At 67.2% G+C, this 21,685-nt stretch carries 19 protein-coding genes and 1 riboswitch; of the genes, 5 read left to right on the top strand and 14 right to left on the bottom strand.

Annotated elements, in window-relative coordinates; genetic code table 11:
- Positions 1–122 precede the first annotated feature (122 nt).
- From ACFVTD_RS09465 to ACFVTD_RS09455, 3 genes are read right to left on the bottom strand one after another with little or no spacing between them, the layout of a single operon-like run.
- Positions 123–1,331: an O-succinylhomoserine sulfhydrylase gene (locus tag ACFVTD_RS09465; protein WP_141159079.1), complete on the bottom strand. Its 1,209-nt coding sequence runs from the start codon at positions 1,329–1,331 to the stop codon at positions 123–125.
- Positions 1,332–1,742, bottom strand: a complete 411-nt coding sequence (locus ACFVTD_RS09460) for a rhodanese-like domain-containing protein (RefSeq protein WP_387561428.1) — start codon at positions 1,740–1,742, stop codon at positions 1,332–1,334. It abuts the gene before it with no gap.
- Positions 1,739–2,014 (bottom strand): DUF1737 domain-containing protein, encoded by a 276-nt coding sequence (locus ACFVTD_RS09455; protein ID WP_387561425.1) that lies wholly within the window; start codon positions 2,012–2,014, stop codon positions 1,739–1,741. The genes ACFVTD_RS09460 and ACFVTD_RS09455 overlap by 4 nt, the downstream gene beginning before the upstream one ends.
- Positions 2,015–2,027: 13 nt before the next feature.
- Positions 2,028–2,143: riboswitch (SAM riboswitch) on the bottom strand.
- 165 nt (positions 2,144–2,308) lie between these two features.
- Here ACFVTD_RS09455 and opgC point away from each other — a divergent pair.
- A complete protein-coding gene (gene opgC, locus ACFVTD_RS09450) occupies positions 2,309–4,777 on the top strand; it encodes an OpgC domain-containing protein (RefSeq protein WP_387561422.1) in 2,469 nt (822 codons plus the stop codon).
- Between the two features lie 112 nt (positions 4,778–4,889).
- On the opposite strand, the gene ACFVTD_RS09445 is transcribed toward opgC, so the two are convergent.
- The gene (locus ACFVTD_RS09445) at positions 4,890–5,144 is read right to left on the bottom strand and encodes a hypothetical protein (protein ID WP_387561419.1); all 255 of its coding nucleotides are present in this window, start codon (positions 5,142–5,144) and stop codon (positions 4,890–4,892) included.
- Between the two features lie 225 nt (positions 5,145–5,369).
- On the opposite strand from ACFVTD_RS09445, the gene ACFVTD_RS09440 reads away from it, so the two are divergent.
- The gene (locus ACFVTD_RS09440) at positions 5,370–6,074 is read left to right on the top strand and encodes a TetR/AcrR family transcriptional regulator C-terminal domain-containing protein (RefSeq protein ID WP_387561417.1); all 705 of its coding nucleotides are present in this window, start codon (positions 5,370–5,372) and stop codon (positions 6,072–6,074) included.
- Positions 6,075–6,112: 38 nt separating this feature from the next.
- Here ACFVTD_RS09440 and ACFVTD_RS09435 read toward each other — a convergent pair whose 3' ends face one another.
- Both ACFVTD_RS09435 and ACFVTD_RS09430 read right to left on the bottom strand, forming a co-directional pair.
- Positions 6,113–6,577, bottom strand: coding sequence for a pyridoxamine 5'-phosphate oxidase family protein (locus tag ACFVTD_RS09435; RefSeq protein ID WP_387561414.1), 465 nt, complete (start codon positions 6,575–6,577; stop codon positions 6,113–6,115).
- A gap of 61 nt (positions 6,578–6,638) precedes the next feature.
- On the bottom strand, positions 6,639–7,568 hold the full coding sequence (locus ACFVTD_RS09430; protein ID WP_387561411.1) for an aminodeoxychorismate lyase: 930 nt from the start codon (positions 7,566–7,568) through the stop codon (positions 6,639–6,641).
- Between the two features lie 94 nt (positions 7,569–7,662).
- Here ACFVTD_RS09430 and cls point away from each other — a divergent pair, with 94 nt between their 5' ends.
- Positions 7,663–9,138 (top strand): cardiolipin synthase, encoded by a 1,476-nt coding sequence (gene cls, locus ACFVTD_RS09425; RefSeq protein WP_387561406.1) that lies wholly within the window; start codon positions 7,663–7,665, stop codon positions 9,136–9,138.
- A 49-nt stretch (positions 9,139–9,187) separates the two neighbouring features.
- On the opposite strand, the gene ACFVTD_RS09420 is transcribed toward cls, so the two are convergent.
- The 6 genes from ACFVTD_RS09420 to ACFVTD_RS09395 form a co-directional block, all read right to left on the bottom strand.
- Complete coding sequence (locus ACFVTD_RS09420) at positions 9,188–10,456, bottom strand: multidrug effflux MFS transporter (RefSeq protein WP_387561403.1); 1,269 nt, start codon at positions 10,454–10,456, stop codon at positions 9,188–9,190.
- A gap of 137 nt (positions 10,457–10,593) precedes the next feature.
- Positions 10,594–12,705 (bottom strand): aminodeoxychorismate synthase component I, encoded by a 2,112-nt coding sequence (gene pabB / locus ACFVTD_RS09415; RefSeq protein WP_387561400.1) that lies wholly within the window; start codon positions 12,703–12,705, stop codon positions 10,594–10,596.
- A gap of 33 nt (positions 12,706–12,738) precedes the next feature.
- Positions 12,739–13,290: a DUF2231 domain-containing protein gene (locus ACFVTD_RS09410; protein ID WP_387561397.1), complete on the bottom strand. Its 552-nt coding sequence runs from the start codon at positions 13,288–13,290 to the stop codon at positions 12,739–12,741.
- Between the two features lie 72 nt (positions 13,291–13,362).
- Positions 13,363–13,896: a low molecular weight protein-tyrosine-phosphatase gene (locus ACFVTD_RS09405; protein ID WP_387561394.1), complete on the bottom strand. Its 534-nt coding sequence runs from the start codon at positions 13,894–13,896 to the stop codon at positions 13,363–13,365.
- A gap of 146 nt (positions 13,897–14,042) precedes the next feature.
- Positions 14,043–14,666, bottom strand: coding sequence for a LysE family transporter (locus ACFVTD_RS09400; protein WP_387561391.1), 624 nt, complete (start codon positions 14,664–14,666; stop codon positions 14,043–14,045).
- Between the two features lie 30 nt (positions 14,667–14,696).
- Positions 14,697–15,515 (bottom strand): methyltransferase domain-containing protein, encoded by an 819-nt coding sequence (locus tag ACFVTD_RS09395; RefSeq protein ID WP_387561388.1) that lies wholly within the window; start codon positions 15,513–15,515, stop codon positions 14,697–14,699.
- Between the two features lie 188 nt (positions 15,516–15,703).
- Here ACFVTD_RS09395 and ACFVTD_RS09390 point away from each other — a divergent pair, with 188 nt between their 5' ends.
- Positions 15,704–17,737 carry a phytase gene (locus ACFVTD_RS09390; protein WP_387561385.1) on the top strand — a complete coding sequence of 678 codons (2,034 nt, stop codon included), beginning with the start codon at positions 15,704–15,706 and terminating at the stop codon, positions 17,735–17,737.
- Positions 17,738–17,810: 73 nt separating this feature from the next.
- On the opposite strand, the gene ACFVTD_RS09385 is transcribed toward ACFVTD_RS09390, so the two are convergent.
- On the bottom strand, positions 17,811–18,317 hold the full coding sequence (locus ACFVTD_RS09385) for a MarR family winged helix-turn-helix transcriptional regulator (RefSeq protein WP_387561382.1): 507 nt from the start codon (positions 18,315–18,317) through the stop codon (positions 17,811–17,813).
- A 207-nt stretch (positions 18,318–18,524) separates the two neighbouring features.
- Between ACFVTD_RS09385 and ACFVTD_RS09380 the strand changes: the two genes are divergently transcribed.
- Positions 18,525–20,726: an MMPL family transporter gene (locus ACFVTD_RS09380; RefSeq protein WP_387561379.1), complete on the top strand. Its 2,202-nt coding sequence runs from the start codon at positions 18,525–18,527 to the stop codon at positions 20,724–20,726.
- A 17-nt stretch (positions 20,727–20,743) separates the two neighbouring features.
- Here the strand turns inward: ACFVTD_RS09380 and ACFVTD_RS09375 are convergent, their stop codons facing one another.
- Complete coding sequence (locus ACFVTD_RS09375) at positions 20,744–21,664, bottom strand: NAD-dependent epimerase/dehydratase family protein (protein WP_387561728.1); 921 nt, start codon at positions 21,662–21,664, stop codon at positions 20,744–20,746.
- Positions 21,665–21,685: the final 21 nt, after the last annotated feature.

The raw sequence follows: 21,685 nt of genomic DNA, 5'->3' as shown, positions 1-21,685 counted from the left end.
GCCGCTTGGTTTGCCCGTCCGCGGCATGCATATTCCTTTTCGACGCGCATGCTCCTTTGCGCGCGCCACATTCGTGCGCGCCAGGGAATCTGCGCGTCGAAAACGCGGAGGCGCGTCGAAAACTAGATCTGCTTCAGCGCCTGCTCGAGGTCGCGGAGGAGGTCTTCCGGGTCCTCGAGCCCCACGGAGAGCCGGACCACGCCGTCGCTCAGGCCGATCGCGGCCCGCCCCTCGGGGCCCATGGCGCGGTGGGTGGTGGTGGCCGGGTGCGTGATCAAGGACTTGGCATCGCCCAGGTTGTTGGATATGTCGATGATCCGCAGCCCGTCCAGGAGGGCGAAGGCTGCTTCCTTGCCCGAACGGCCGCCGGTCGGGGCCAGTTCGAACGTCAGGACCGTTCCGCCGGCACTCATCTGCTTCGCGGCCAGCCCGTACTGCGGGTGCGACTTCAGGAGCGGATACTTCACCCAGCCCACCGCCGGCTGTTCCTCCAGCCATTCGGCCAGCCGCAGCGCGGTGGCGGACGAGTGGTTGACGCGCAGGCCCATGGTTTCCAGGCCCTTGGTCAGGACCCAGGCGTTGAATGCGGACAGTGCAGGGCCCGTATGGCGCATCAGCTGCTTGACGGGTCCGTCGATGAACTCCTTGGTGCCGAGGATGGCGCCGCCCATCACCCGGCCCTGCCCGTCGATGTGCTTGGTACCCGAGTAGACGATCACGTCGGCGCCGAGGTCCCCGCAGCGTTGCAGCAGGGGAGTGGCAAAGACGTTGTCAGCCACCACGGTGGCACCGGCCGCATGCGCCAGCTCACTGACGGCGGCGATGTCGACGATTTCCTGCATCGGGTTGGACGGGGACTCGAAGAAGACGGCGGTGGTGGGCTTGGACAGGGCTTCGCGCCACTGGTCAAGGTCCGGACCGTCCACGAAGACCGTTTCCACGCCCCACCGTGGCAGGATCTCGTTCAGGATCACAAAGCAAGAACCGAACAGCGAACGGGCAGCCACCACGCGGTCGCCCGCAGCCAGCAGGGCGCCCAGCGCGGTGAACACGGCAGACATGCCCGACGCCGTCGCGAAGCAGGCTTCGGTGCCTTCCAGCAGTCGAAGCCGTTCCTGGAAGGTGGCCACGGACGGGTTGCCGTAGCGGGAGTAGACAAAGCGCTCGTCCTCGCCGGTGAAGGCGCGTTCGGCTGCCGCAGCGGATTCGTAGACGAACCCGGAGTTCAGGAAGATGGCCTCGGACGTTTCCTGGAAGTTGGAGCGGTCCAGGCCTCCGCGGACTGCCTGCGTATCGGGGTTCCAGCCGGGGGCGTCTGGGTTGAAGGTCACTTAGTTCTTTCCGAGGTTGGTGGGGAAGCCGCGGTTCTTCCAGCCGTTGACGGTGCGTTCGCCGTAGCGGTCCGGCTCGCCTTCGAAGCCCTCCAGCACGCTGTACGCGGTGAAGCCGGCCTGGGTGGCGGCAGTCGCGGCCGCGATGGACCGCTGCCCGGAGCGGCACAGGAAGAGCAGTTCCGCCTGGGAATCCTCCGGCGCCTGCGCCTGGAGGTCCTTGACGAAGTCGGGATTGGGGATGCCGCCGGGGAAGGTCCACTGGATGAACAGGGGATCGTTGTCAGTGGCCTTGGTGTCCGGGATGCCGATGTGGGCCCATTCGCCCTCGGTGCGGACGTCAACCAGGATGGCGCCCTGCTCCAGCTTGGCCCATGCTTCCTGCGGCGTCAGGTCTCCTGCGTAGCTCATGCGTGGCCCTCGCCGTCGAAATCGCCCTCCAGGCCGGCGTCGAGCTGGTCCACTGCGGTGGCGACGGCGGCATCGGCCGTGGCGATCGCGGACGGCAGGACGATTGCCTGCGCCACGATGACGCTGGTGCCGTTGAAAGTAGCTGCCGGGCTGCCGTGCAGTACGTAGCCGTCGGCGAGTGCGGCGGAGATCCGCTCGCAGAATTCACGAGTGTCCGCGCCGGTAATCAGGCGGTAGGACAGTTTTTCGTCAGGGGCGGGCGCGTCGGACACGACGGATCTCCTTCTTTCACGCTTGCAGCTCGAATCGGTCGATATGCCGAGTATTCACCTGAGGCACCCCGCCGCGAAAGGGAGGGTTGCCGACCGGCAAGTCAGGGCTTGGCGCCGGTACTCATTACTCCCCAAAAACGTAACACTTGCCGCGCCAAGCCGCATTGCCGCCGTCGTCATGTTCCGTCATTGAGCTGCCCGCCACGCGGGGCAGGGGCGGCTGTGGACCGATAAAGTTCTACCGGGGGCGCCGCCCCGTATCCAGAGCAATGAGTACCGGGGGTCCTTGTCAGCATGCGGGCACACGTATCGCACCACCATGCCGCCAGCCGGTGGAACCGTCCGCGTTCCGCCGCGTCCTTCCTGGCCGCCGTTTTGATCGCCTTGCTGGCAGTGGTGGCCCCGGCGGCCCCGGCACAGGCGGCTGCACCCACTCCGGACAAGGGCAAACCCTGGCTGGGGGCGGTCCTGGAGTGGGGGGAGGATACCGCCGCGGGCTTCAGTGACCGGCTGGGTGCAAGCCCTGCGCTCTTCGGCCACGACATCACCATTCCGTACCGGGAATCAGAGCGGAACGACATCGAGGGCTTCCTGCAGCAGACGGCAGCCAAGGGTGCCCACGCCATGCTCACGGTCAAGCCGTCGGTGCCGCTGGATCAGCTCGGCACCGCGGAGGCGGAAGCGTTTACAGCGCTGGTGCGAGGCCTGACGTCGGGATTCAAGGGCCAACTGCTCGTCCGGTTCGCCCCCGACATGAATGCCAGCTGGGTGGCCTGGGGCCAGCAGCCGGCCGTGTACCGGCAGGCGTTCCAGGCGGTGTCGGCAGCGTTCAAGAAGGGCGACGGCGGCCGGGCCACCATGGTGTGGGCGCCGTACCTGGGGAAGGACTATCCCTTCGAACGCAACCGGAATGCGCCGCAGCCCGGAAGCGAGGGGTTTTCCCTGCTGGACACGAATGGCGACGGTACCTGGAACGGAAGCGACAGCGCCTATGCCCCGTACTACCCGGGTGACGATGCCGTGGACTGGGTGGGGCTGGCGGCCTACCACGACGACACTGCCGGCGCGGCCGCCGTCAACTCCCTCCCGCACTCCGGTGAACTCGAAGACATGCTGACGGCCTCAGGCAGCGAAAACTTCTACGGCACCTACGCCGAAGGCCGCAAGAAGCCCTTCCTGCTCCAGACCTCGGCGTTCTACAGCCCGGCGTCCGGCGGGGCGCCCGAGGCCGGGATCAAAACCGGGTGGTGGGACCAGGTGGTGGCCACCGCCACGTCGCCCGCGTTCGCCGGAACAGCCGCCGTGGTGTGGGACGAACGCACCAGCACCCGGGACACCGGCGTTGCGAGCATCAGCTGGCTGCTTACCGGCAACCCGGACATCGCCAAGGCCGCCCTGGACCGGTTGAAGGCCTCGCCTATGGTCGCCGGACCTGTCACCGAGGTGGCGGCCTCAGGCACCTATGAGCGCAGCAATACGCTCTCCGGTGCCGCCGCCTGGACTGTGGCTGCTGCCATGGTCATCCTCCTGGTGGCCCTGTGGCAGGTGCCGCGCCGGATCAACGCCGCCACGTCCTGGAGTTACCAGGACCCTTCCGCCAGGGATTCGCGGGTGGACCTGCTGCGGGGAATGGCCATTGTCTTCGTGGTGGTCAACCACCTGGGCATGGCCTCGCTGTTCCAGCTGCTCACCCAGGAGGCGGTGGGCTTCGTGTCAGGCGCCGAGTTGTTTGTCCTGTTCTCCGGCCTGGTGGTGGGCATGGTGTACGGGCCCAAGGCCAAGGAGGATTTCGGCAGGGTGGTGGACCTGACATCCCGCCGGGCCGGGAAGCTTTATGTCACTGCCCTGGCCGTGCTGATCGGCGTCTTCCTGTTGTCGCTGCTGCCTTTCTTCCACACCGAGGCCCTGACCACGTTCGTGGACCAGGGAACCGGCGGCGCCGGACACAGCGGCGCCGGCCGGACCTACGACCTCTATGCGGGCATGTCATCGCTGTTCCAGTTCCCCGTGCCGCCCCAGGTACTCCCGGCCATCCTGCTGCTGCAGTTCGGGCCCTGGCAGTTCAACGTCATGGGCCTGTACGTGGTGCTCCTGCTGGTCAGTCCCCTGATCCTTGCGGCACTAAACCGCGGCAAGGCCATCTGGGTGTTGCTGGCGTCCTTCGCCGTGTATGCGGTAGGCGCGGTGACCAGGTTCAGGCTGCTGCCGTCCCAGTTCGAGGACTCATTCCCGCTGCTGGTATGGCAGGTGCTCTTCGTACTGGGCCTGGTTGTCGGCTACCACCGCCGCGGTATCGTGGCCTGGCTGGCGGCGCACACCTGGGTGGTGGCAGCCTGCACCGCCGCGGCATTCGTCCTGGCCTTCCTGTCCTGGGGCAACCCGTACTTGGCCAACAACTACGACGTCCGCCTGGCGCTCATGCCGGACGCCGCCTACCGGACCATGTATGACGCGCTGTTTGGCCGGACCTACCTGGCGCCCGGCCGCCTGCTCAACGTCCTGGTCCTGGTGGTGGCCGCCTATGCCTTCCTCAGTGCCTACTGGAAACCGGTGCAGCGGGCCCTTGGCTGGTTCCTGATCCCGCTGGGCCGCGCCACGCTCTACGTGTTCATCATGCATGTGGTGCTGATCGCCGTCGTGGCCAACATCCCTGCGCTTCAGCAGCAGAGCATCTTCCTCAACACAGCCGCCTACGCCGTGGTGCTGGGCCTGCTGTGGGTGATGGTCCGGACCAGGTTCCTCTTCCGGATCATTCCCACCTAGGCGGAGCAGTCACACCGGCGGGAGGCATGAAAAATGCTGCGGCACCAAAGTGCCACAGCATGTGATCGTGCGGTTACGGGTGCCCGGCGCCGCGTTGGCAAGGCTTGGGGGTTTATACCAGCCGGGGGTAGCTGCTCATGATGTAGTCCGCCGCGGCAGGCCCCTTCATGCGCAGTCCGTTGTGGCGGGCCGAGACCCGGTGTTTCATGGCAGCCCAGAAGCTGGACTCGGTGCCGGCATGCTGTTCGTTGACGAAGCACCAACTCGTGTACAGCCCATACAGGCGGTCACGGTCCAGGCTCGATTCGGAAGCCTGGTCTGCGTAGGTGGCTTCTTGGAGGAAAAGGTCAAATTGCGAATTGGCCATGGTGGCGTCCCTTCGCTCGGTGCGTGGTGCCGCCGTGAGGCTACAGCGGCGAACCTCAATGCCCTGCACAAAGTGGCAAAGGATTATGTAGCTGCATCCCCTGGAGATCCGGGGGAAACGAAGGTGCTGTCACCACTTGTCTACGATGTAGACTTTACCCGTAGACCAGATATGAGGCAACCGTCCCGCTTTTGCCGGGATGGGGCCGGCAGTGAGGACCTCCACATGACTTCCGCCAATACTTCCGGGCCCGGCTCGCCCAAACCGAGGCTGAGCCGGGAGATCGTGCTGGCCGCGGCATTGGAGCTTGTCGATGCCGAGGGCTTGGACGCGCTGACCATGCGCCGCCTGGGGCAGCAGCTTGGCCGGGACCCCATGAGCCTCTACCGCTACGCCGAGAACCGCGCTGCCCTGCTCGATGGAGTGGCGGAGCTTGTCCTGGACGAGCTTTCCATCCAGCCGGACGACCCCGACTGGATGGCGCAGCTCAGATTTCTCGCCCACGAGCTTCGCCGGCTGGCCCTCGAGCACCCCAACGTTGTGCCGCTGCTGGTCACCCGGCCCCTGTCCACCCCCCTGGGGATGCGGCCGCTGGGCACGCTGCGGCCCCTGGAGCAGATCCTGTCCCTGCTGGTGGCGGCGGGATTCGAACCTGCTGACGCCCTCCACGTCTACCGCGCCTATTACGGCTTCCTGTACGGGCACATCCTGAACGAACTGCAGGAGTACGTGGTGGACCCTGAAGAGAACGAGGTCCTGCTGCGGCTGGGGCTGCACCGGCTGCCCGCGAAGGAGTTCCCCAAGCTGCGTGCACTGGCTCCGGCGCTGGCTGAGTACGACGGCTCTGCGGAGCTCGACCAGGGGCTCGGCATCCTGCTGTCCGGGCTCGAAGCCCAACTGTCCCGCACGGCGGCGGGCCCCGCCGCCTGACGTTCAGGCAGCGTCGGGCTGCCGGTCAGGCAAGCACCTTATTCGAAGGACGCCCGACGGCGGTCCTGCAGACGGGTGTTCCAAATGTCCGGTTTGTTGACGCGGAACCGGCGCCCGGTCAGGGCTTTGGCGTTGAGCCGGACGTAGTGGGCCTTTTCGCCCGGCTGCCACGGCTCCAGGCCGAGTGCATCCACGGCATCCTTCACGCCCTGGTCCTCGATAATTTCGGTTTCGCCGCGCACCACCACGCTCCAGGCCTGTTCCGAGGCGGGGTCGTAGCCGTCGATTTCCAGGGCGGCCGGCCGTTCCATCCGGGCGTCCCACAGTTTTGAACCGGGCGCGGTGCGGAAGACGATGCTGCGCAGGTGGACAGCGTAGTTCACGGGGAAGATCTCGGGATGTTCGTCCACCACGATGGCCAGCCTGCCCACCGTGTCGTTGTCCAGGAGTACCCAGCAGTCGTCGAAGGACAGGTTTTCAATCGGCAGGTTTCGCGAGTCCATGGTCCACACCTTACGGGTGATGCCGGAGCGGGAAAAGGGAATTGTGCCGCTTGTTGCGCCGCTACTGGATGCCGGCGAAAAGTTCACCCAACTCGGCGGTTAGTTCCTTCTGGAGGGACGGCGTCCCGATCTCCTTGCCGTCGATCCGGTTCACGGGGGCAAGCAGGCGGACGCTCGAAATCAGCCAGACCGCGTCAGCGTCCATGAGGTCCCTGGGTTCCAGCGGACCGTAGCCCAGTTCCCAGCCCGCGGCCTTGGCGGCGGCGAACAGTGCACCCTGGGAGGTCCCGGCCAGGATGCCGCTGTCCAGCTGCGGGGTGATGAGCCGCTTCACCGTCGTGCCGTCGTCGGACTTTTCCACATGCGCGAGCAGCACCGTCGAGGTGGGGCCTTCCAGCACGCGGCCATCGGAGGAGAAGAAGATGACGTCGTCGGCACCCTGTTTGTGTGCGTGGCGCAGGGCTGCCATGTTGACGGCGTAGGAAAGCGTCTTGGCGCCGAGGAGCAGCCAGGGTGCCCGGTCGGCCACGTCGCTGTCATAGCCCCGGTCCAGGAGGATGACGTCAATGCCGGTTTCGCGCTGGCGCCGGCCGGCCGCCCCGGCAGGGGTGGCCTGCACCCAGGCTGTGGGGGTGGGCGCGCCTTCCACGCCCCGGGTGACCACCAGCTTGACCACCAGCTCATCGGCGGCCGGGTCTGCGGGCGGGTTTTCCATCCGGTGGCGGGCCACAGCCGCCGCAATGACGCGCCGCCAGGCCTCCTGGTCCGGAATGTCCAGGTCCAGCGCCGCGGCGGAGCCGGCCAGGCGGTCCAGGTGGGCCTGCATTTTCCGTACCGTTCCGCCCACGGCCAGCATGGTTTCGAAGACGCCGTCGCCGCGCGTAACCCCCAGGTCGGTGACCAGCAGTTGGGGCTTGGAGGCGTCGGCCACCCGGCCATCGGGGTGAGCGGGATCGAGGAAAGCGAGAACCACGGGGGCTGGAGAGGTCATGGCACCAGCTTAGTGCGGTACCGCGGATAAGCTGGGCAGAGTGCACCGGCCGGAAGCCGTCCTCCGGAGCCCGATCTCCCCGGGGGTTTAAGACGTGTTGTGGCCTTTTTCGCTTGCCGGCACCGCTCCGACGTGGGTGGTGGTGCTCCTGGGTTTCGCCGACCTGGTGATCAGGGTCCTCGCGCTGGGCATCATCCCCGGCAACCGGCGTCCCACCACGGCCATGGCCTGGCTGCTGGGCATCTTCTTCATCCCGTTCCTGGGCATCGTCCTGTTCCTGCTCTTCGGCAACTTCAGGTTGTCCAGCCGCAGGCGGGCCCAGCAGCAACTGGTCAACGAACGCGTGCAGGCAGGCATCACCGCACTCTCCGACGCGGAAAGCGACTACCCGGGCCCGGAATGGGTGAAATCCGCTGCTGAACTCAACCGCACCCTGGGTTCCCTGCCCATGGTGGACGGAAACTCGGTGGACCTCATTCCCGGCTACCCCGACTCCATCCTGGAAATGACCCAGGCGGTGCGGAAAGCGAAGAAGTTCGTCAACGCCGAGTTCTACATCATGAGTTCGGACCACGTCACCAATGACCTGCTGACCGCCATGGAGGAGGCCGCGGAACGCGGAGTGGAGGTGCGGCTCCTCTTCGACCACATCGGCACCCTCCGCATCAAGGGGTACCGGAAGCTGCTCCAGCGCCTCCGCGCGGGCAAGATCCAGTGGAAGCGGATGCTGCCGCTGCTGCCCATCCACGGACAATGGCGCCGGCCGGACCTGCGCAACCACCGTAAGATCATGGTGATCGACGGCGTTATCGCCTTCACGGGGTCGCAGAACCTGATCGAGCCCTCCTACAACAACCCACGGCACCGCAAGGCGGGGCGCGAATGGGTGGAACTGATGGCCTGCCTGCGCGGACCCATCGTGACCACCCTGAACGTCGTCTTCGCCACCGACTGGCTGAGCGAGACCGACGAGTCGCTGGAACACCAGCTGCAGCTCCCGCCGAACCCGGAACCCGGGAACGTCACAGCCCAGGTGGTGCCCAGCGGTCCGGGGTTCATCACGGAAAACAACCTGCGGCTCTTCAACACCCTCATCTACTCAGCGCAGCACCGCATCTCCATCTGCAGCCCGTACTTCGTTCCGGACGACTCACTGCTCTACGCCATCACCACCGCCGCCCAGCGGGGCGTCGACGTGGAACTGTTCGTCTCGGAGAAGGGCGACCAGTTCCTGGTCCACCACGCCCAGCGGTCCTACTACGAGGCGCTCCTGGAGGCCGGAGTGCGGATCTACCTGTACAAGGCCCCGTTCGTGCTGCACGCCAAGCACTTCACCATCGATGACGAGGTCGCTGTCCTCGGGTCCAGCAACATGGACATGCGGTCCTTCTCGCTGAACCTGGAAGTGTCAGTGATGCTGCTCGGCGAGGACATCGTGAACAAGATGCGGGCGGTGGAGGACACGTACCGGGACATCTCCCATGAACTCAAGCTCGCGGATTGGCTCACCAGGCCCCTCGCCGCACGCTACGTCGACAACGTGGCCCGGCTGACGGCCACGGTCCAATAAAGCACGGTCTAATCGAACACGGTCGAATAAGACACGGTCCGGCAAGGGGTCAGTCGGCACTCATCCGCGGGACGTCGTCGTGCCCTGCCCGCACCGGCCGGCCGCCCTTCCGGTAGGCGGGCGTTCCCAGGGCAAGCACCACCACACCCGCGGTGCAGCTGGCGATCATGACGGTGACCATCGAGAGCGAGTTTCCGCCCAGGAGGCCCACCAGCGGGCTGACCAATCCCGCGACGCCGGACTGCAGGGCGCCGATGACCGCCGCCGCCGTCCCCGCCATGTGGCCGTAGTCGTGCAGGGCCAGGACGGAGGCGTTCGCCGGGATCATGCCCTGGGCCGACAGGACCAGCCACAGGCCTGCCACCAGGCCCACCGGTCCCAGGGCGCCGGTGGCCACCACGCCGAGCAGCGCCAGGGCCAGGCCCAGCTGTACCAGGAGGGCGGTGCGCAGGAGGTGGACCGGTGGAAACTTCCGGACCAGGGCGGCGTTGAGCTGGGCCGAGAGGACAAGCGCCGCACCGTTGAGGGCGAACACCAAAGCAAACTGCTGGGCGGTGAAACCGTACTCGTTCTGGAAAACGAAGGGCGAGCCCACCACATAGCTCATGATCAGGGCCAGCCCCAGCCCCGGTATCACGGCCAGGGCCATGAAATGCCTGTCCCGCAGCAGGGACCAGTACGCGCCCGCCACATGCCGGGGATGCCCCGGGCTGCGCCTGTCCGCCGGGAGGGTTTCGGGCATGAACCTCCAGACAACTGCCACCAAGGCCACCCCGATGAGCGCCAGTGCGTAGAAGACGGCGCGCCAGTCCCAGAGCCCGGCAATGGCCTGGCCCACGGTAGGGGCCAGGAGCGGGGCAACGCCGACCACCAGCATCAGCCGGGACAGCAGCTGGGCAGCGGCGGAACCGACGAAGCGGTCCCGGATCACGGCCAGCGCCACCACGGCAGCGGCCGCGTTGAAGAAGCCCTGCAGTACCCGCAGCCCGGTCAGCGTTTCGATGTTCGGAGTCACCGAACACAGCAGCGAGATGGCCACATGCAGGGAGATGCCGATGACCAGCGGCAGCCGCCGTCCGAACCGGTCCGAGAACGGGCCGATGACCAGCTGCCCGATCCCTGCCCCCAGGAGTGTCCCGGACAATGTCAGCTGGACGGCGGCCTGGGTGGTGTGGAGATCGGCCTCCACGGCCGGCAGGGACGGCAGGTACATGTCCGTGGTAAGGGCGGGAAGCGCCGCCAGGGCGCCCAGCATGAGGATGTATTTGAAAGTGCGCGGTGCCTGCTTGCGGTTGGGGAAATGGGGCGGGTCCGTCACGCGGCAAACCTAACTCGTGGAAGCGCTTTCTGTCCGCCGCGTGGCTTGGGCGGTTCAGTCGACCTCAGGGGCGTACCCCCGGCGCCCGTCTCCCAAACAGGTGTCCGCAGGCTGGATGCCCCGGCTCCGGGTGTCCGTCAGTCCCCTGGAAAGACGGCGCCAAGGGTGGAGAGCACCCCGTAGGCCTTGGTCCGGATTTCCTCGTATTCGTCGTCGGGCGCGGAGTCCGAGGTGATGGCGCCGCCGACGCCGAGGGACAGTTCTGCGGTACCGTCACCTTCCGCGCGGACCACCAGGGTCCTGATGGCGACGGCGAGGTCGGCGGCGGCATTGAGCGAGAAGTAGCCGATGGCTCCCGAGTAGAGCCCGCGCGGCCCGGCCTCCAGCCGGTCCAGGATGGCCATGGTGCTGATCTTGGGCGCTCCGGTCATGGAGCCGGCCGGGAAGCAGGCAGCCACGGCCTCGGCCCGCGGTGCGCCAGGGAGGAGGCGGGCGTCGATGGTGCTGACCATCTGGTGGACCGTGGCGTAGCTCTCGATCGCGCAGAGCCGGCTCACGGTCACGGAACCGGGCTCGGCAAAATGGCTGAGGTCGTTGCGCAGCAGGTCCACGATCATGATGTTCTCGGCCCGGTCCTTCAAGGACGTGGCCAGGTCCCCGCGCAGCCGCTGGTCCTCCTGCGGGTCCGCAGCCCGGCGCCGGGTGCCCTTGATCGGTTCGGCGCGCATGCCGCCGTCGGACGCGATCTTCAGGAACCGCTCCGGTGAGGTGCTGGCCACGGCAAGGTTTCCCAGCCGGAGGTAGCTGGCGAACGGGGCCGGGTTCCGGCGGCGCAGGGCCAGGTAGGTGGTCCACGGATCCAGGGAACTTTCCGGCACCCTGGCCTCGAGCGTGGTGGTCAGGCACACCTCATAGGTATTTCCCTGGGCGATCTGGTGCTGGGCCGCCGTGATTTTCTCCCGGTACTGCGCACCCGTGTCCCGGCTGCGGAAAACAGGCGGTGCGGGAGGGACGACGCCGGTGCTGCCGCCGGCTTCCCGTCCCTGGCCAGGCGTAGGCGGCTGGGGGCCGCTGCCGGCGGCTGCCACCGCGGACCTGGCCTGGGCCAGCCACTCACCGGCGTCGGGGGCCTCCAGCGCGAGGAGCCACGCGGCGCCGTCGGCATGGTCCAGTACGACGGCCCGGCCGGCGAAGATCAGGGCAGCGTCCGGAGTGGGTCCGGACAGATCGCTGCCGCCCGTTTCACGCTTCAGCTCGTAACCCAGGCAGCCGAGCCAGCCGAGAGTGAACTCGCCGGGGTAGCCCTCGGGCGTGCGGACGGCGCGCCGCCCCCAGACCGTATCCAGCCAGCGGAAGAAGGGGCCCGGCACTTTGGCAGTTGCGGAACCGGTGCTGACCAGGCTGATCCCGTCATGGTGGGTCACAAACTGTCCGAACGTGCCGGCGTCGTCCGCCATGATGCTGAACCGGCTGCGCTCCGCGGCCGTGCGGGCCTCCAGGTCCGTGCCGTCCCCTTCTTGTCCGGCGGCAGCTGCCCCGGCGCCCGCGTTGGAGGAATCCAGCCACACTGCATTGGGTGAGGCGCCGTACAGCGAGTGGAACAGTGCCGGCGCGTCCGGGAGGGCGTCGAGCCGCTCGGCATGGAGCCGGAGGGCACGGCGTGCGGACAGTTCGGGGGCCAGCGCGGGCGCCAGCGCCGGCAGGTAGGGGAGGAGGTGCAGCAGGTCCGCCGGGGCCGATCCGTCGGTGACGTTCTGCACCCGGAGGTCTGCGTTTCCGGGGACGTCGTCCCGGCCAAGCCACTCTTCCTCCTGGGCGGCCCATTGGTCCCAGAACGGCTCATAGGTGGCGCCGTCGCGGTCCAGCGCCCGGGTGCGGCGGACGTCGTCCGGAGACTCGGCCCAGATCACGGCGTCCAGCATGGGCCGGGCAGCTTCGGCGGCGGCCCCTACTCCCTCCACGATGACGATCTCGGCGGGCAGCGTGACCCGGGCTTCGCCGTCGTAATGGTTCTCCCAGTCCCAGCTGGTCCAGGTGGCCGCCTCCCCACGGCTTAGCGGGGTGAGCACTGTGGCGACGTAGCGCTCCACGCCGGCCGCCAGGCCGTCCCACCCTGGGTAGATGTCTTCAAGATGGAACAACGAGACCTTGTGGTGGGTGCGGAGCCGTGCCGCAAGCTCGACGGCGAGGGTGGTCTTTCCTGCGCCGGAACGCCCGTCCACGGCGATGATGACGGGGGCTGGGCTCATGGACTAGAGCGTACCGTTTTCCGTTGTCCGCTTTCAGACATGAAGTGCGCCCTGCCGTGACGCATGCCGTCCGCTGCTGAGGTGGCCGCCCAGGAACCCGCTCACCAGCAGCAGGACTGCTCCGGCCCGTCCCAGCCGGACGCCCAGCCGGTGGTTGCCGCGGGAGCGGGCACGCCAGGAGGCGATATACACGGCGGTGGCTGCGGCGTTGGCGCCGGCGTGCACAATGCCCACACGCTTCAAGGGCCGGTCCTTGCCGGACCAGGTGGCCCAGCCGGACAGGGCGGTGGGAACGGCGCCGATGATGCCGAGGGCCACCAGCCGCTGGGCGGAGCGGCGGGAAGCGTCGTCATCAAAGAAATCCAGGAACACTGCCGACCACCAGGCGCCGAAGGGCCCGTCGGTGAGGATGGTGTGCAGCGGTATGCCGGTGGTGTCGCCGCGGACAATGGACCGGATCCGGGGCTGCGACATCAGCTGGGACGCCAGGGGTTCGGCTGCTTCGACAGCGGCGTCCAACGCTGTGGCATCCTCAAGGCTGCCAAGGAATCGGGTGTACCTGCCGGGGCTGGAAGCGGCGCGCATGAGCACAAAATACTCCTGGTGCTGCCGTGCCGCACCCGTTTTTCGCCCGCAGTCCCTGCCGGGCGCTTTCGGCTAGTGCGGCTGGAGTTGGGTGTTCTGCAGGACCGCTGACTTGATGTGCTGGACCAGGCCCGGCAGCGCCGTGTGGATCTGGTGCCAGACGGCGTCGAAATCCGCATGGCCGCCGTACCAGGGATCCTCGATGCCCTGGTCCAGCCGGTCCCGGTCCGCCATGGCGGGATCAAAACTGCGGAGCATCCGGATTTTGTCCAGGCAGTCCTGGTCCGGAGCCGCTTCACTCAGCCAGGCATAGTGGTCGATGTCGAGCGCCAGGATCAGGTCGCGCTCGCGGAACCACTCCGGCTCCCACTCGCGGGCCACATGGTGTTCGGAGGCCAGCTGGGTTGCCGCGAGGCGGCGGGCAGCGCGGGGATCGATGGGCCGGCCGGCCTCATACCCCGTGATGCCTGCGGAATCCACCTCAACCAGCCTGTCGAGGCCCTCGCGTTCAAGTGCTGCCTGGAGCATCAGCTCGGCCATGGGAGACCGGCAAATGTTGCCCGTGCAGACAGTAATGACGCGGTAGGCGCTCGACGTTGAGGTCATGGATCTAAGCATGCGCGCTCCGGCCACCTTTGGCCAGCCGCCGGTTCACATTGTTTTACTGGGTTGTAAAGATGCATTACTTGATATGAAAACGGGTACGGGCCCATGTGGTGCGACCGCGGAGGTCCCGCCTGCGGCGCCGGATGCTAGTGGATCAGGGCCAGCAGGATGCCCACGCCCACGAAGAGGACACCGAACACCCTGCTGAGGACCAGCTGGCCCCGTTCGGTGCTGGTGAAGCGCTGGAATGACCTGGCTGCCGCGGCAAAAAAGAACCACATCACCAAAATGTCGATGACCACAATGGTGGCCGTCAGCACGGCGTACTGCGTAAACAGGGGCTGCTCGGGCCGGATGAACTGGGGCGTGAAGGCGAGGAAGAACACGATCGCCTTCGGGTTCAGCAGGTTGACCCAAAAGCCGCGCCGGAAGATGGACCATGCGGGCTCGTTGCGGAGCGTGGCGGCCTGCTCCTGGGCCGCGGAGGGCTTGCTGAGGAACTGGCGGACACCCAGGTACACCAGGTAGGCCGCCCCGGCGTAGCGGATCACGTTGAAGGCAACCGGCGAGCTGGCCACCAGGACGCCGACACCAAGGGCGACGATCAGTACGTGCACCACCAGGGCCGCCTGCTGCCCCAGGATTCCCCAGATGGACCGGCGGAACCCGGCGTTCAACGAGTTGCTCATGGTGTTGATGGCCCCGGCGCCCGGGGTGAAACTGATCAGGGCGCCGGCACCCGCCAGGGCCAGCCATAGGGAAGATTGCACTTGACAATCTTACGGTGCAGGCACCGGACGCTAGGCCCGCGCGATGACTTCACCGTTGGGGATCAGGAACCAGCCGTCGTCCGTGGATCCCCAGCGGTGCCAGCCGGCAGAAATCCGGGCAAGGCCTGCTGCGTCGGCGAATCCGTACTCCAGCGCCTGCTCGGCGAAGGCCGAATGCAGCACCCGCTCACCCCACACCCGCGCCTGCCAGCGCCGCTGCTGCGCCGTCGCGTACAGCCAGTTGCTGCTGGTGGGCGCGACATCGGTGAAACCCGCGGACTGTGCCCAGCTAACCAGCCGCCGCCCGGCGTCGGGCTCTGCTCCGTTGCGCCGCGCGATCCGCTGGTACAGGTCCATCCACTCGTCCAGCTCGGGGACGTCCGGATACCAGCTCATGCCGTGGAAGTCGGCGTCGCGCACGGCCACGATGCCACCGGGCTTCGCGACGCGCCGCATTTCGCGGAGTGCCTCGACGGGGTCGGTCAGGTGCTGGAGGACCTGGTGGGCGTGGACCACGTCGAACGTTTCGTCGGCGAAGTCCAGGTCGTAGATGTTTCCTGCCACGAATTCGACGTTGGGCACTTGGCGTTCGACGGCGAGCGCCTGGGCCTGGGCGACGATGTCCGGCGAGCGGTCCAGGCCGGTGACCCTGCCGGGGCTGACCAAGGCTGCGAAGTCGCAGGTGATGGTGCCCGGTCCGCATCCGACGTCGAGCAAGGTGGACCCGGGAGCCAGGTAGGGAAGGACGAAGGCCGCGGAATTTTCGGCGGTCCTGGCGGCATGGGCGCGGACCACCGATTCGTGGTGGCCGTGCGTGTATACGTCGTCTTCCGGCTGCTGCGCACTCATAAGCAAACGCTACCCCCACCCGCTGTCCAGCTGCTGGGCACGCCATGATCTTTGTGCCGTGTTTTCGCCGCCAGGAGGGCTTGCAGTGCACCCCGTACCGCGCCGGTGCAGGAAGGGTTGAAAACCCCGTACCCCCGCGTGAGGCGCCGGGAATACGATGTGCGGCATCGAGCTTTGGGAGGCCAGGGGTGAAAAGCAATTCGAGATTTGCTGCCGTACTGACAGCGGCGGTAATGCTCGCGGGGCTGCTTGGCGGCCTCGGCGTCCAAACGGCCAACGCGGCGGTGGCGCAGGTGCCCGCGACGGTGGAAACCGCCCCGATACACGGGACAGGGGACGCCGCCGACGATGCCGCCATCTGGATCCACCCCACCGACCCGGCCAGGAGCACCGTCATCGGCACGGACAAGAGCACGGACGGGCGCGGACTGGTGGTGTACGACCTGTCGGGGCGGGAGCTGTTCTATTACCCCGACGGGCGGATGAACAATGTTGATGTCCGTTACAACTTCCCGCTGGGCAGCAGCCGTGTTGGCCTGGTGGGAGCGTCGAACCGGGTGCGCAGCCTTGACTTCTACAAAGTCAATGAGTCCGACCGCTCGCTGACGAAGGTGGGCAGCTTCGCGCCAACCGCCAACATCGCCACGCCCCGTGGGTTCTCCTTCTACCACTCCCCGGACACCGGAAAGTATTACGCCTACGTCACCGATGTGGGGAAAGTCGAACAGTGGGAGCTTGACGGGTCCACGGGGTCGGTCACCGGAAAGCTGGTCCGCAGCTGGACTGTCAGTGGTCCAGCCCATACGGAGGGCCTGGTTGCGGACGATGAGATGAAGCGGCTTTACATAGCCCAGGAGGACATCGGCGGGATCTGGCGCATCGGTGCGGAACCAGGGGACCCGACGGCGGGGACGAGGGTCGTGAGCACCACCGAGAGCGGCGGTGACATCGTCCAGGACATCAAGGGCATCAGCATCTATTACGGCAACGGCGGTGCAGGCTACCTGCTGGCCGCGAGCCAGGGCTCCAACCGTTTCCACGCCTACGCCCGGGACGATAACCGGCCCCTGGGCGCCTTCGCCATACCCGCCGGCAACGGGATTGACGCCGTAACCGGCATGGACGGGATAGACGTCACGAATTTTGGGGTCGGCGGCCCGTTCCCGCAGGGCTTCTTCGTAACGCAGGACACCAGCAATGACACCGGAAAGCAGAACTTCAAGCTTGTTCCATGGCAGTCCATCGCGGCGGCCTACTCACCCGCCCTGCTGGTCGATCCTGCCTACGATCAACGGAAGATCGGGGCCGGCCCGTCCACGCCGCCCCCGCCAGGGGACACCACTCCGCCGGACACGGCCATCACCTCCGGGCCGCCCGCGTCTTCGACATCGACCAGTGCTTCCTTCGCCTTCACTTCAACCGAAGCCAATTCCACGTTCCAGTGCAGCCTCGACGGGGCGGGCCGTGCCGGTTGCACGTCGCCCCAGGCCTACGCCGGACTGGCTGTCGCAGCCCACACCTTCAGTGTCTGGGCCACCGACCCCGCCGGTAACACCGACCCGACACCAGCCACGCAAACCTGGAGTGTCACGTCCAGCCAACCGGGAGGCGGAGCCGGCATCGTTCGGGAATCCGTCAGCCAGGCCACCAACACCACGGCAGCCACCACGCTCAGGATTCCCAAGCCGGCCAATGTTGCCCAGGGCGACCTGCTGGTGGGCTGTGTAGCGCTCACCGGCGGCACCATCGGCGCGGCCGGCGTCCCCGCCGGGTGGACCGGGCTGGCATCCGTGACCAGCATCGCCAATCCCAAGGTCTACGGCTACTTCAAGGTCGCCACGGCGTCCGAGCCCGCGGAGTATGCGTGGACCACTTCGTCGACCACGAGCGGGGGCGGCATCGCAAGGTACTCCGGCGCCTCGGGGCCCGCTGCTGCCGCCACGTCCGCATCAGGCGCTGCAGCGTCGGCAGGAACCGTCCCGGCGGTGGCCACCACCACCGCGAACGCGATGCTTGTCGGATGCATGAGCGTTAACTCGAGTTCCGTTACCCTCACATCGCCCGACGGGATGAACCAGGCGGTTGAAGCCGGGGCGCGCCGCTTCGAACTCGCCGACGGCATCCAGGCGACGGCTGGTGCGGGCGGGCCGAAGACGTGGAAGTTCAGTGCCGCCCGCGAGTGGGCCGGTTGGCTTGCCGCGCTTCGGCCCAAAGCGCCGTAGCCCCGCACCGTGGCCGGGAATACGGGCTGTTGGGGGACCTCCCGGCGGCCCGTTCTTGTGCGCAGGGCCTCCGTCATTCCGGGGCGGACTCAGTCCTCGCTGCCACGGTGGCTTCGATCATGGCGGTCATGAAGCGCGTGACAGTATCCAGCTCGGCTTCGGAGAATCCGGCCAGGGCGCTGCCCATGTGCTTGGCCAGCGGGGCGAAGATGGCCCCGCCCTCCCGGAAGGCCTTGGGCGTCATCTTCAGCTGGACCTGCCGCCGGTCCGTGCTGTGGCGTTCCCGGACCACATGGCCGGCGCTGTCCAGGCGGTCTATCAGGGCGGTCGTGGCGGGGGAACTCAGGTTCAGTTCCTTCCGCAGCAGGCCCGGCGTCACCACATTTCCCCTGGCAGTGTGCCTCATGATCACCGCCAGGGCGTTCATGTCCGTGCGGTGCATGTCCTTGCGGTCTCCGGCGGCATCCACGTAGCGGTTCGCTTCGAGGGTGAACTCCTGCAGGATCCGCAGCAGCGGATGGCCGAACTCCGGTCCCGCCGGGGCGGAAGGGGATGTGCCGGGCATGCTGTTCCCTGCCATCTCCACCTCCCACCTGATATGCCCCGGGCGGCTTAATCGCCCAAGCGTACTGACGGATATTACTCCAAGACGCATTCGCCAATGGTGAGGATGCCCAACTCCGCAAAGGATTCAAACAAGGAAAAAGCTTGACTGGCACTTATCTCTATCATGGAGATAATCTATGCTGGAATAAATAATACTCCCCTGCTCACCACGGAAGGCATCATGAAACGCACAAAAGTTGGCCGGGAACGGGTTCCGTTCTGGCTGCGCTGGCTGATCCCCGTCGTCCTGGTGCTGGCCTGGCTGGGGCTGGCCGGGGTGGGCGGACCCACCTTCGGCCGCCTGGACGAGGTCTCGTCCAACGACCAGGCATCCTTCCTCCCCGCCAGCGCCGAGGCGACAGAGGCGCAGGACTGGCAGGCGAAGTTCCGCGACTCGGACGAGGTTCCCGGCATCATCGTCATCGAAAAAAACGAGGCCTTCACGCCCCAGCAGCTGGGTGGCCTGGCCGCACTGAAAACAGACCTCGAGAACCTCAAGGTGGGCAGCACTGTCATCGGGCCGATCCCGTCCAAGGACGCCAAGGCCGTCCAGTTCGTTGTCCCCATCGGCTCGTCGGCGGAGATCAAGGATGCCGTCAAGGAACTCCGTGAAACGGTGAAGGATGCGGCGCCGGAGGGCGCCCAGACCTTTGTGACCGGTCCGGCCGGGCTTGCGGCGGACCTCACGGCCGCATTCGGCGGCATCGACGGAATTCTCCTGCTCGTGGCCCTCTCCGCCGTCTTCGTGATCCTCCTGGTGGTCTACCGGTCCCTGTTGCTGCCCATCATGGTGCTGCTGACCTCGGTTTTTGCCCTGTGCGCGGCCATCCTGCTGGTGTTTGGCATGGCCAAGGCCGGCTGGATCCAGCTCAACGGGCAAAGCCAGGGCATCCTCTCCATCCTGGTGATCGGCGCTGCCACGGACTACGCCCTGCTCTTCGTGGCCCGCTTCCGCGAAGCGTTGACGCACACCACCAACCGCACGGCAGCCGTCCTGACCGCCTGGAAGGCGTCCTTTGAGCCCATCCTGGCTTCCGGCGCCACCGTGATCATTGCGCTGCTGTGCCTCCTTTTCTCCGACTTGAACTCCAACAAGGCCCTGGGCCCGGTGGCCGCGGCAGGCATCCTGTGCGCACTGATCGCCGCCCTGACCCTGCTGCCCGCGCTGATGGCACTGCTGGGCCGGGCCGCATTCTGGCCCTTCCGCCCCAAGCTCCTGCCCGCGGACCAGCGCGAGCCCGAGCTGGTAACCGGCCTTGAAGGCCAGAAGGGCCTCTGGCGGGCTACCGGTTCGCTCGTCTCGCGGCGCCCCAGGACTGTCTGGGTCGCCTCGGTCCTCCTGCTCCTCGTGGCCGCGGGCGGCCTCTTCCAGTTGAAGGCCAATGGCGTGCCGCAGACGGACGTCATCCTCACGGCCTCCAACGCGGTGGACGGCCAGGACGCGCTGGCCCGCCACTTCGACGCCGGCAGCGGCAGCCCCGCCGTCGTGGTTGCCGACCAGGGCAAGGCGGCGGAGGTGCTGGACAAGGTGAAAGCGGACGACGGCGTGGGCGAGGCCTACCTGCTGGGCCGCGGCAGCATGCCGGTCACCGGTGCCCCTGGTGCCCCCACCGCACCGGACGTCCGGGACGGGAAGGTCCTCATCAACGCCACGCTGAAGAATGCCGCGGACTCGCTGGAAGCAGAGGAAACCATCAAGTCCCTGCGCGCCGAGGTGAAGGCCGTTGATTCCAGCGCCCTGGTGGGTGGCGTGACGGCCACGGCCCTGGATACCAACGCCACCGCCCAGCGCGACCTGCTGGTCATCATCCCGGTGGTCCTGGTGGTGATCCTCTTCATCCTGATGCTGTTGCTTCGCTCGATCGTGGCCCCGGTCCTGCTGGTGCTCTCCGTGGTGCTGTCCTATGCTGCCGCGATGGGCGTGTCGGCCTTCGTGTTCAACAACCTCTTCGGTTTCCCGGGCGCCGATGCCACCGTTCCGCTGTTCGGCTTCGTGTTCCTGGTGGCCCTGGGCGTGGACTACAACATCTTCCTGATGAGCCGCGTCCGTGAGGAATCGCTCAAGCACGGCACCCGGCCCGGCATCCTGCGCGGCCTGGTGGTGACCGGGGGCGTCATCACCTCGGCCGGCGTGGTGCTCGCCGCAACTTTCGCCGCCCTTGGCGTCATCCCCATCATGTTCCTGGTGCAGCTGGCCTTCATCGTGGCGTTCGGCGTCCTGCTGGACACCGTGCTGGTGCGCTCGCTGCTGGTCCCGGCGCTTGCCTACGACATCGGACCCAAGATCTGGTGGCCCGGCAAGCTGGGGCGGACCGATGGCCGGGACGCCGTGAAGCCGCGGCAGCCCGGCGTCGAACCCCGGGAAGAGGTTCCCGCCCGCTGACCCCTGCGGCCCGCGGACTAGTGCTGCTGCCGCCACCATTCCACGGTGGCGGCAGCAGCCGTTTGCAGGGGTGTATGGCTGACCCCCAGTGCTGCCTCGGAAGCTGCGGAGTCCATGACGAAGGGCCGCTCAAACTGGTACAGCATCTCCGCCAACTCGCGGGCGCCGGCTGAAACCAGTGCCGCCGTCCGGATGGTCCAGCCGGGAAGGGCGCGCACCTTCGGGGTGGGCCGTCCCGCCGCCGCAGCGAAGGCCGCTGCAAGTTCCTTCTGCGTGCGCGCCGGCCCCGTCGGGGCATGCCACACGGCATTCCAGGCGGACGGTTGGTCCGCGGCCGCGATCAAGGCGCGGGCCAGGTCGGGTACGTAGGTGAATGAGTGCGGCTGGCTGGCGCTTCCCATCACGCTGACGTTCTTTCCCGTAAGGACCGGCGCCACCATGCGCTCGCCGGCGTGCGCCATCCGGACGCGCGGCCCAAAGAAATCGCCGGCCACCACGCTTACCGTGGGCGTGGCCGAGGCCTCGCGCGCCTGCAGCAGGTCCGTCCGCACACCGCGTTTGCCTCCGGTGGCCCGGCGCGGGCCGGCCTCGGTCATCACGCGGTAAGGCGCGCTGTAGGAATAGAGGCTTTCAGGGAAGACGACGACGGCGCCCGCCTCCTGCGCGGCGCTGAGGACTGCCTGCTCGGCGGCAGGCAGCTCTGCCCGCCACGCGGCAGCGGTGTATGCCGAGCCGTGGATGCAGTGGAAGACGGCTTTGGCGCCGGCAAGGGCAGCACGCAGAACCTCCGGGTCCTTCGCGTCCCCGCTGATGCGCTCGATCAGCGGATGGTCCGGTCCGCTGCCCGACCGGGTCAGGATGCGCACCTGCCGTCCACGGTCCGCCAGTTGTTCCGCTACCGTCCACCCCACCGGTCCCGCCCCGGTCACCACATATATGTCAGGCACTTCTGTCTCCCA

The organism is Pseudarthrobacter sp. NPDC058119 (assembly GCF_042884655.1).
Lineage (GTDB): Bacteria > Actinomycetota > Actinomycetes > Actinomycetales > Micrococcaceae > Arthrobacter.
This window is presented reverse-complemented; position numbering and strand designations above follow the sequence as displayed.

Bases quoted from the DNA above. Each gene is read 5' to 3' on its own strand.
- ACFVTD_RS09460 (WP_387561428.1), bottom strand. From the start codon at position 1,742: ATGAGCTACGCAGGAGACCTGACGCCGCAGGAAGCATGGGCCAAGCTG.
- opgC (WP_387561422.1), top strand. From the start codon at position 2,309: ATGCGGGCACACGTATCGCACCACCATGCCGCCAGCCGGTGGAACCGT.
- ACFVTD_RS09445 (WP_387561419.1), bottom strand. From the start codon at position 5,144: ATGGCCAATTCGCAATTTGACCTTTTCCTCCAAGAAGCCACCTACGCA.
- ACFVTD_RS09440 (WP_387561417.1), top strand. From the start codon at position 5,370: ATGACTTCCGCCAATACTTCCGGGCCCGGCTCGCCCAAACCGAGGCTG.
- ACFVTD_RS09435 (WP_387561414.1), bottom strand. From the start codon at position 6,577: ATGGACTCGCGAAACCTGCCGATTGAAAACCTGTCCTTCGACGACTGC.
- ACFVTD_RS09430 (WP_387561411.1), bottom strand. From the start codon at position 7,568: ATGACCTCTCCAGCCCCCGTGGTTCTCGCTTTCCTCGATCCCGCTCAC.
- pabB (WP_387561400.1), bottom strand. From the start codon at position 12,705: ATGAGCCCAGCCCCCGTCATCATCGCCGTGGACGGGCGTTCCGGCGCA.
- ACFVTD_RS09410 (WP_387561397.1), bottom strand. From the start codon at position 13,290: ATGCGCGCCGCTTCCAGCCCCGGCAGGTACACCCGATTCCTTGGCAGC.
- ACFVTD_RS09405 (WP_387561394.1), bottom strand. From the start codon at position 13,896: ATGACCTCAACGTCGAGCGCCTACCGCGTCATTACTGTCTGCACGGGC.
- ACFVTD_RS09395 (WP_387561388.1), bottom strand. From the start codon at position 15,515: ATGAGTGCGCAGCAGCCGGAAGACGACGTATACACGCACGGCCACCAC.
- ACFVTD_RS09385 (WP_387561382.1), bottom strand. From the start codon at position 18,317: ATGGCAGGGAACAGCATGCCCGGCACATCCCCTTCCGCCCCGGCGGGA.
- ACFVTD_RS09380 (WP_387561379.1), top strand. From the start codon at position 18,525: ATGAAACGCACAAAAGTTGGCCGGGAACGGGTTCCGTTCTGGCTGCGC.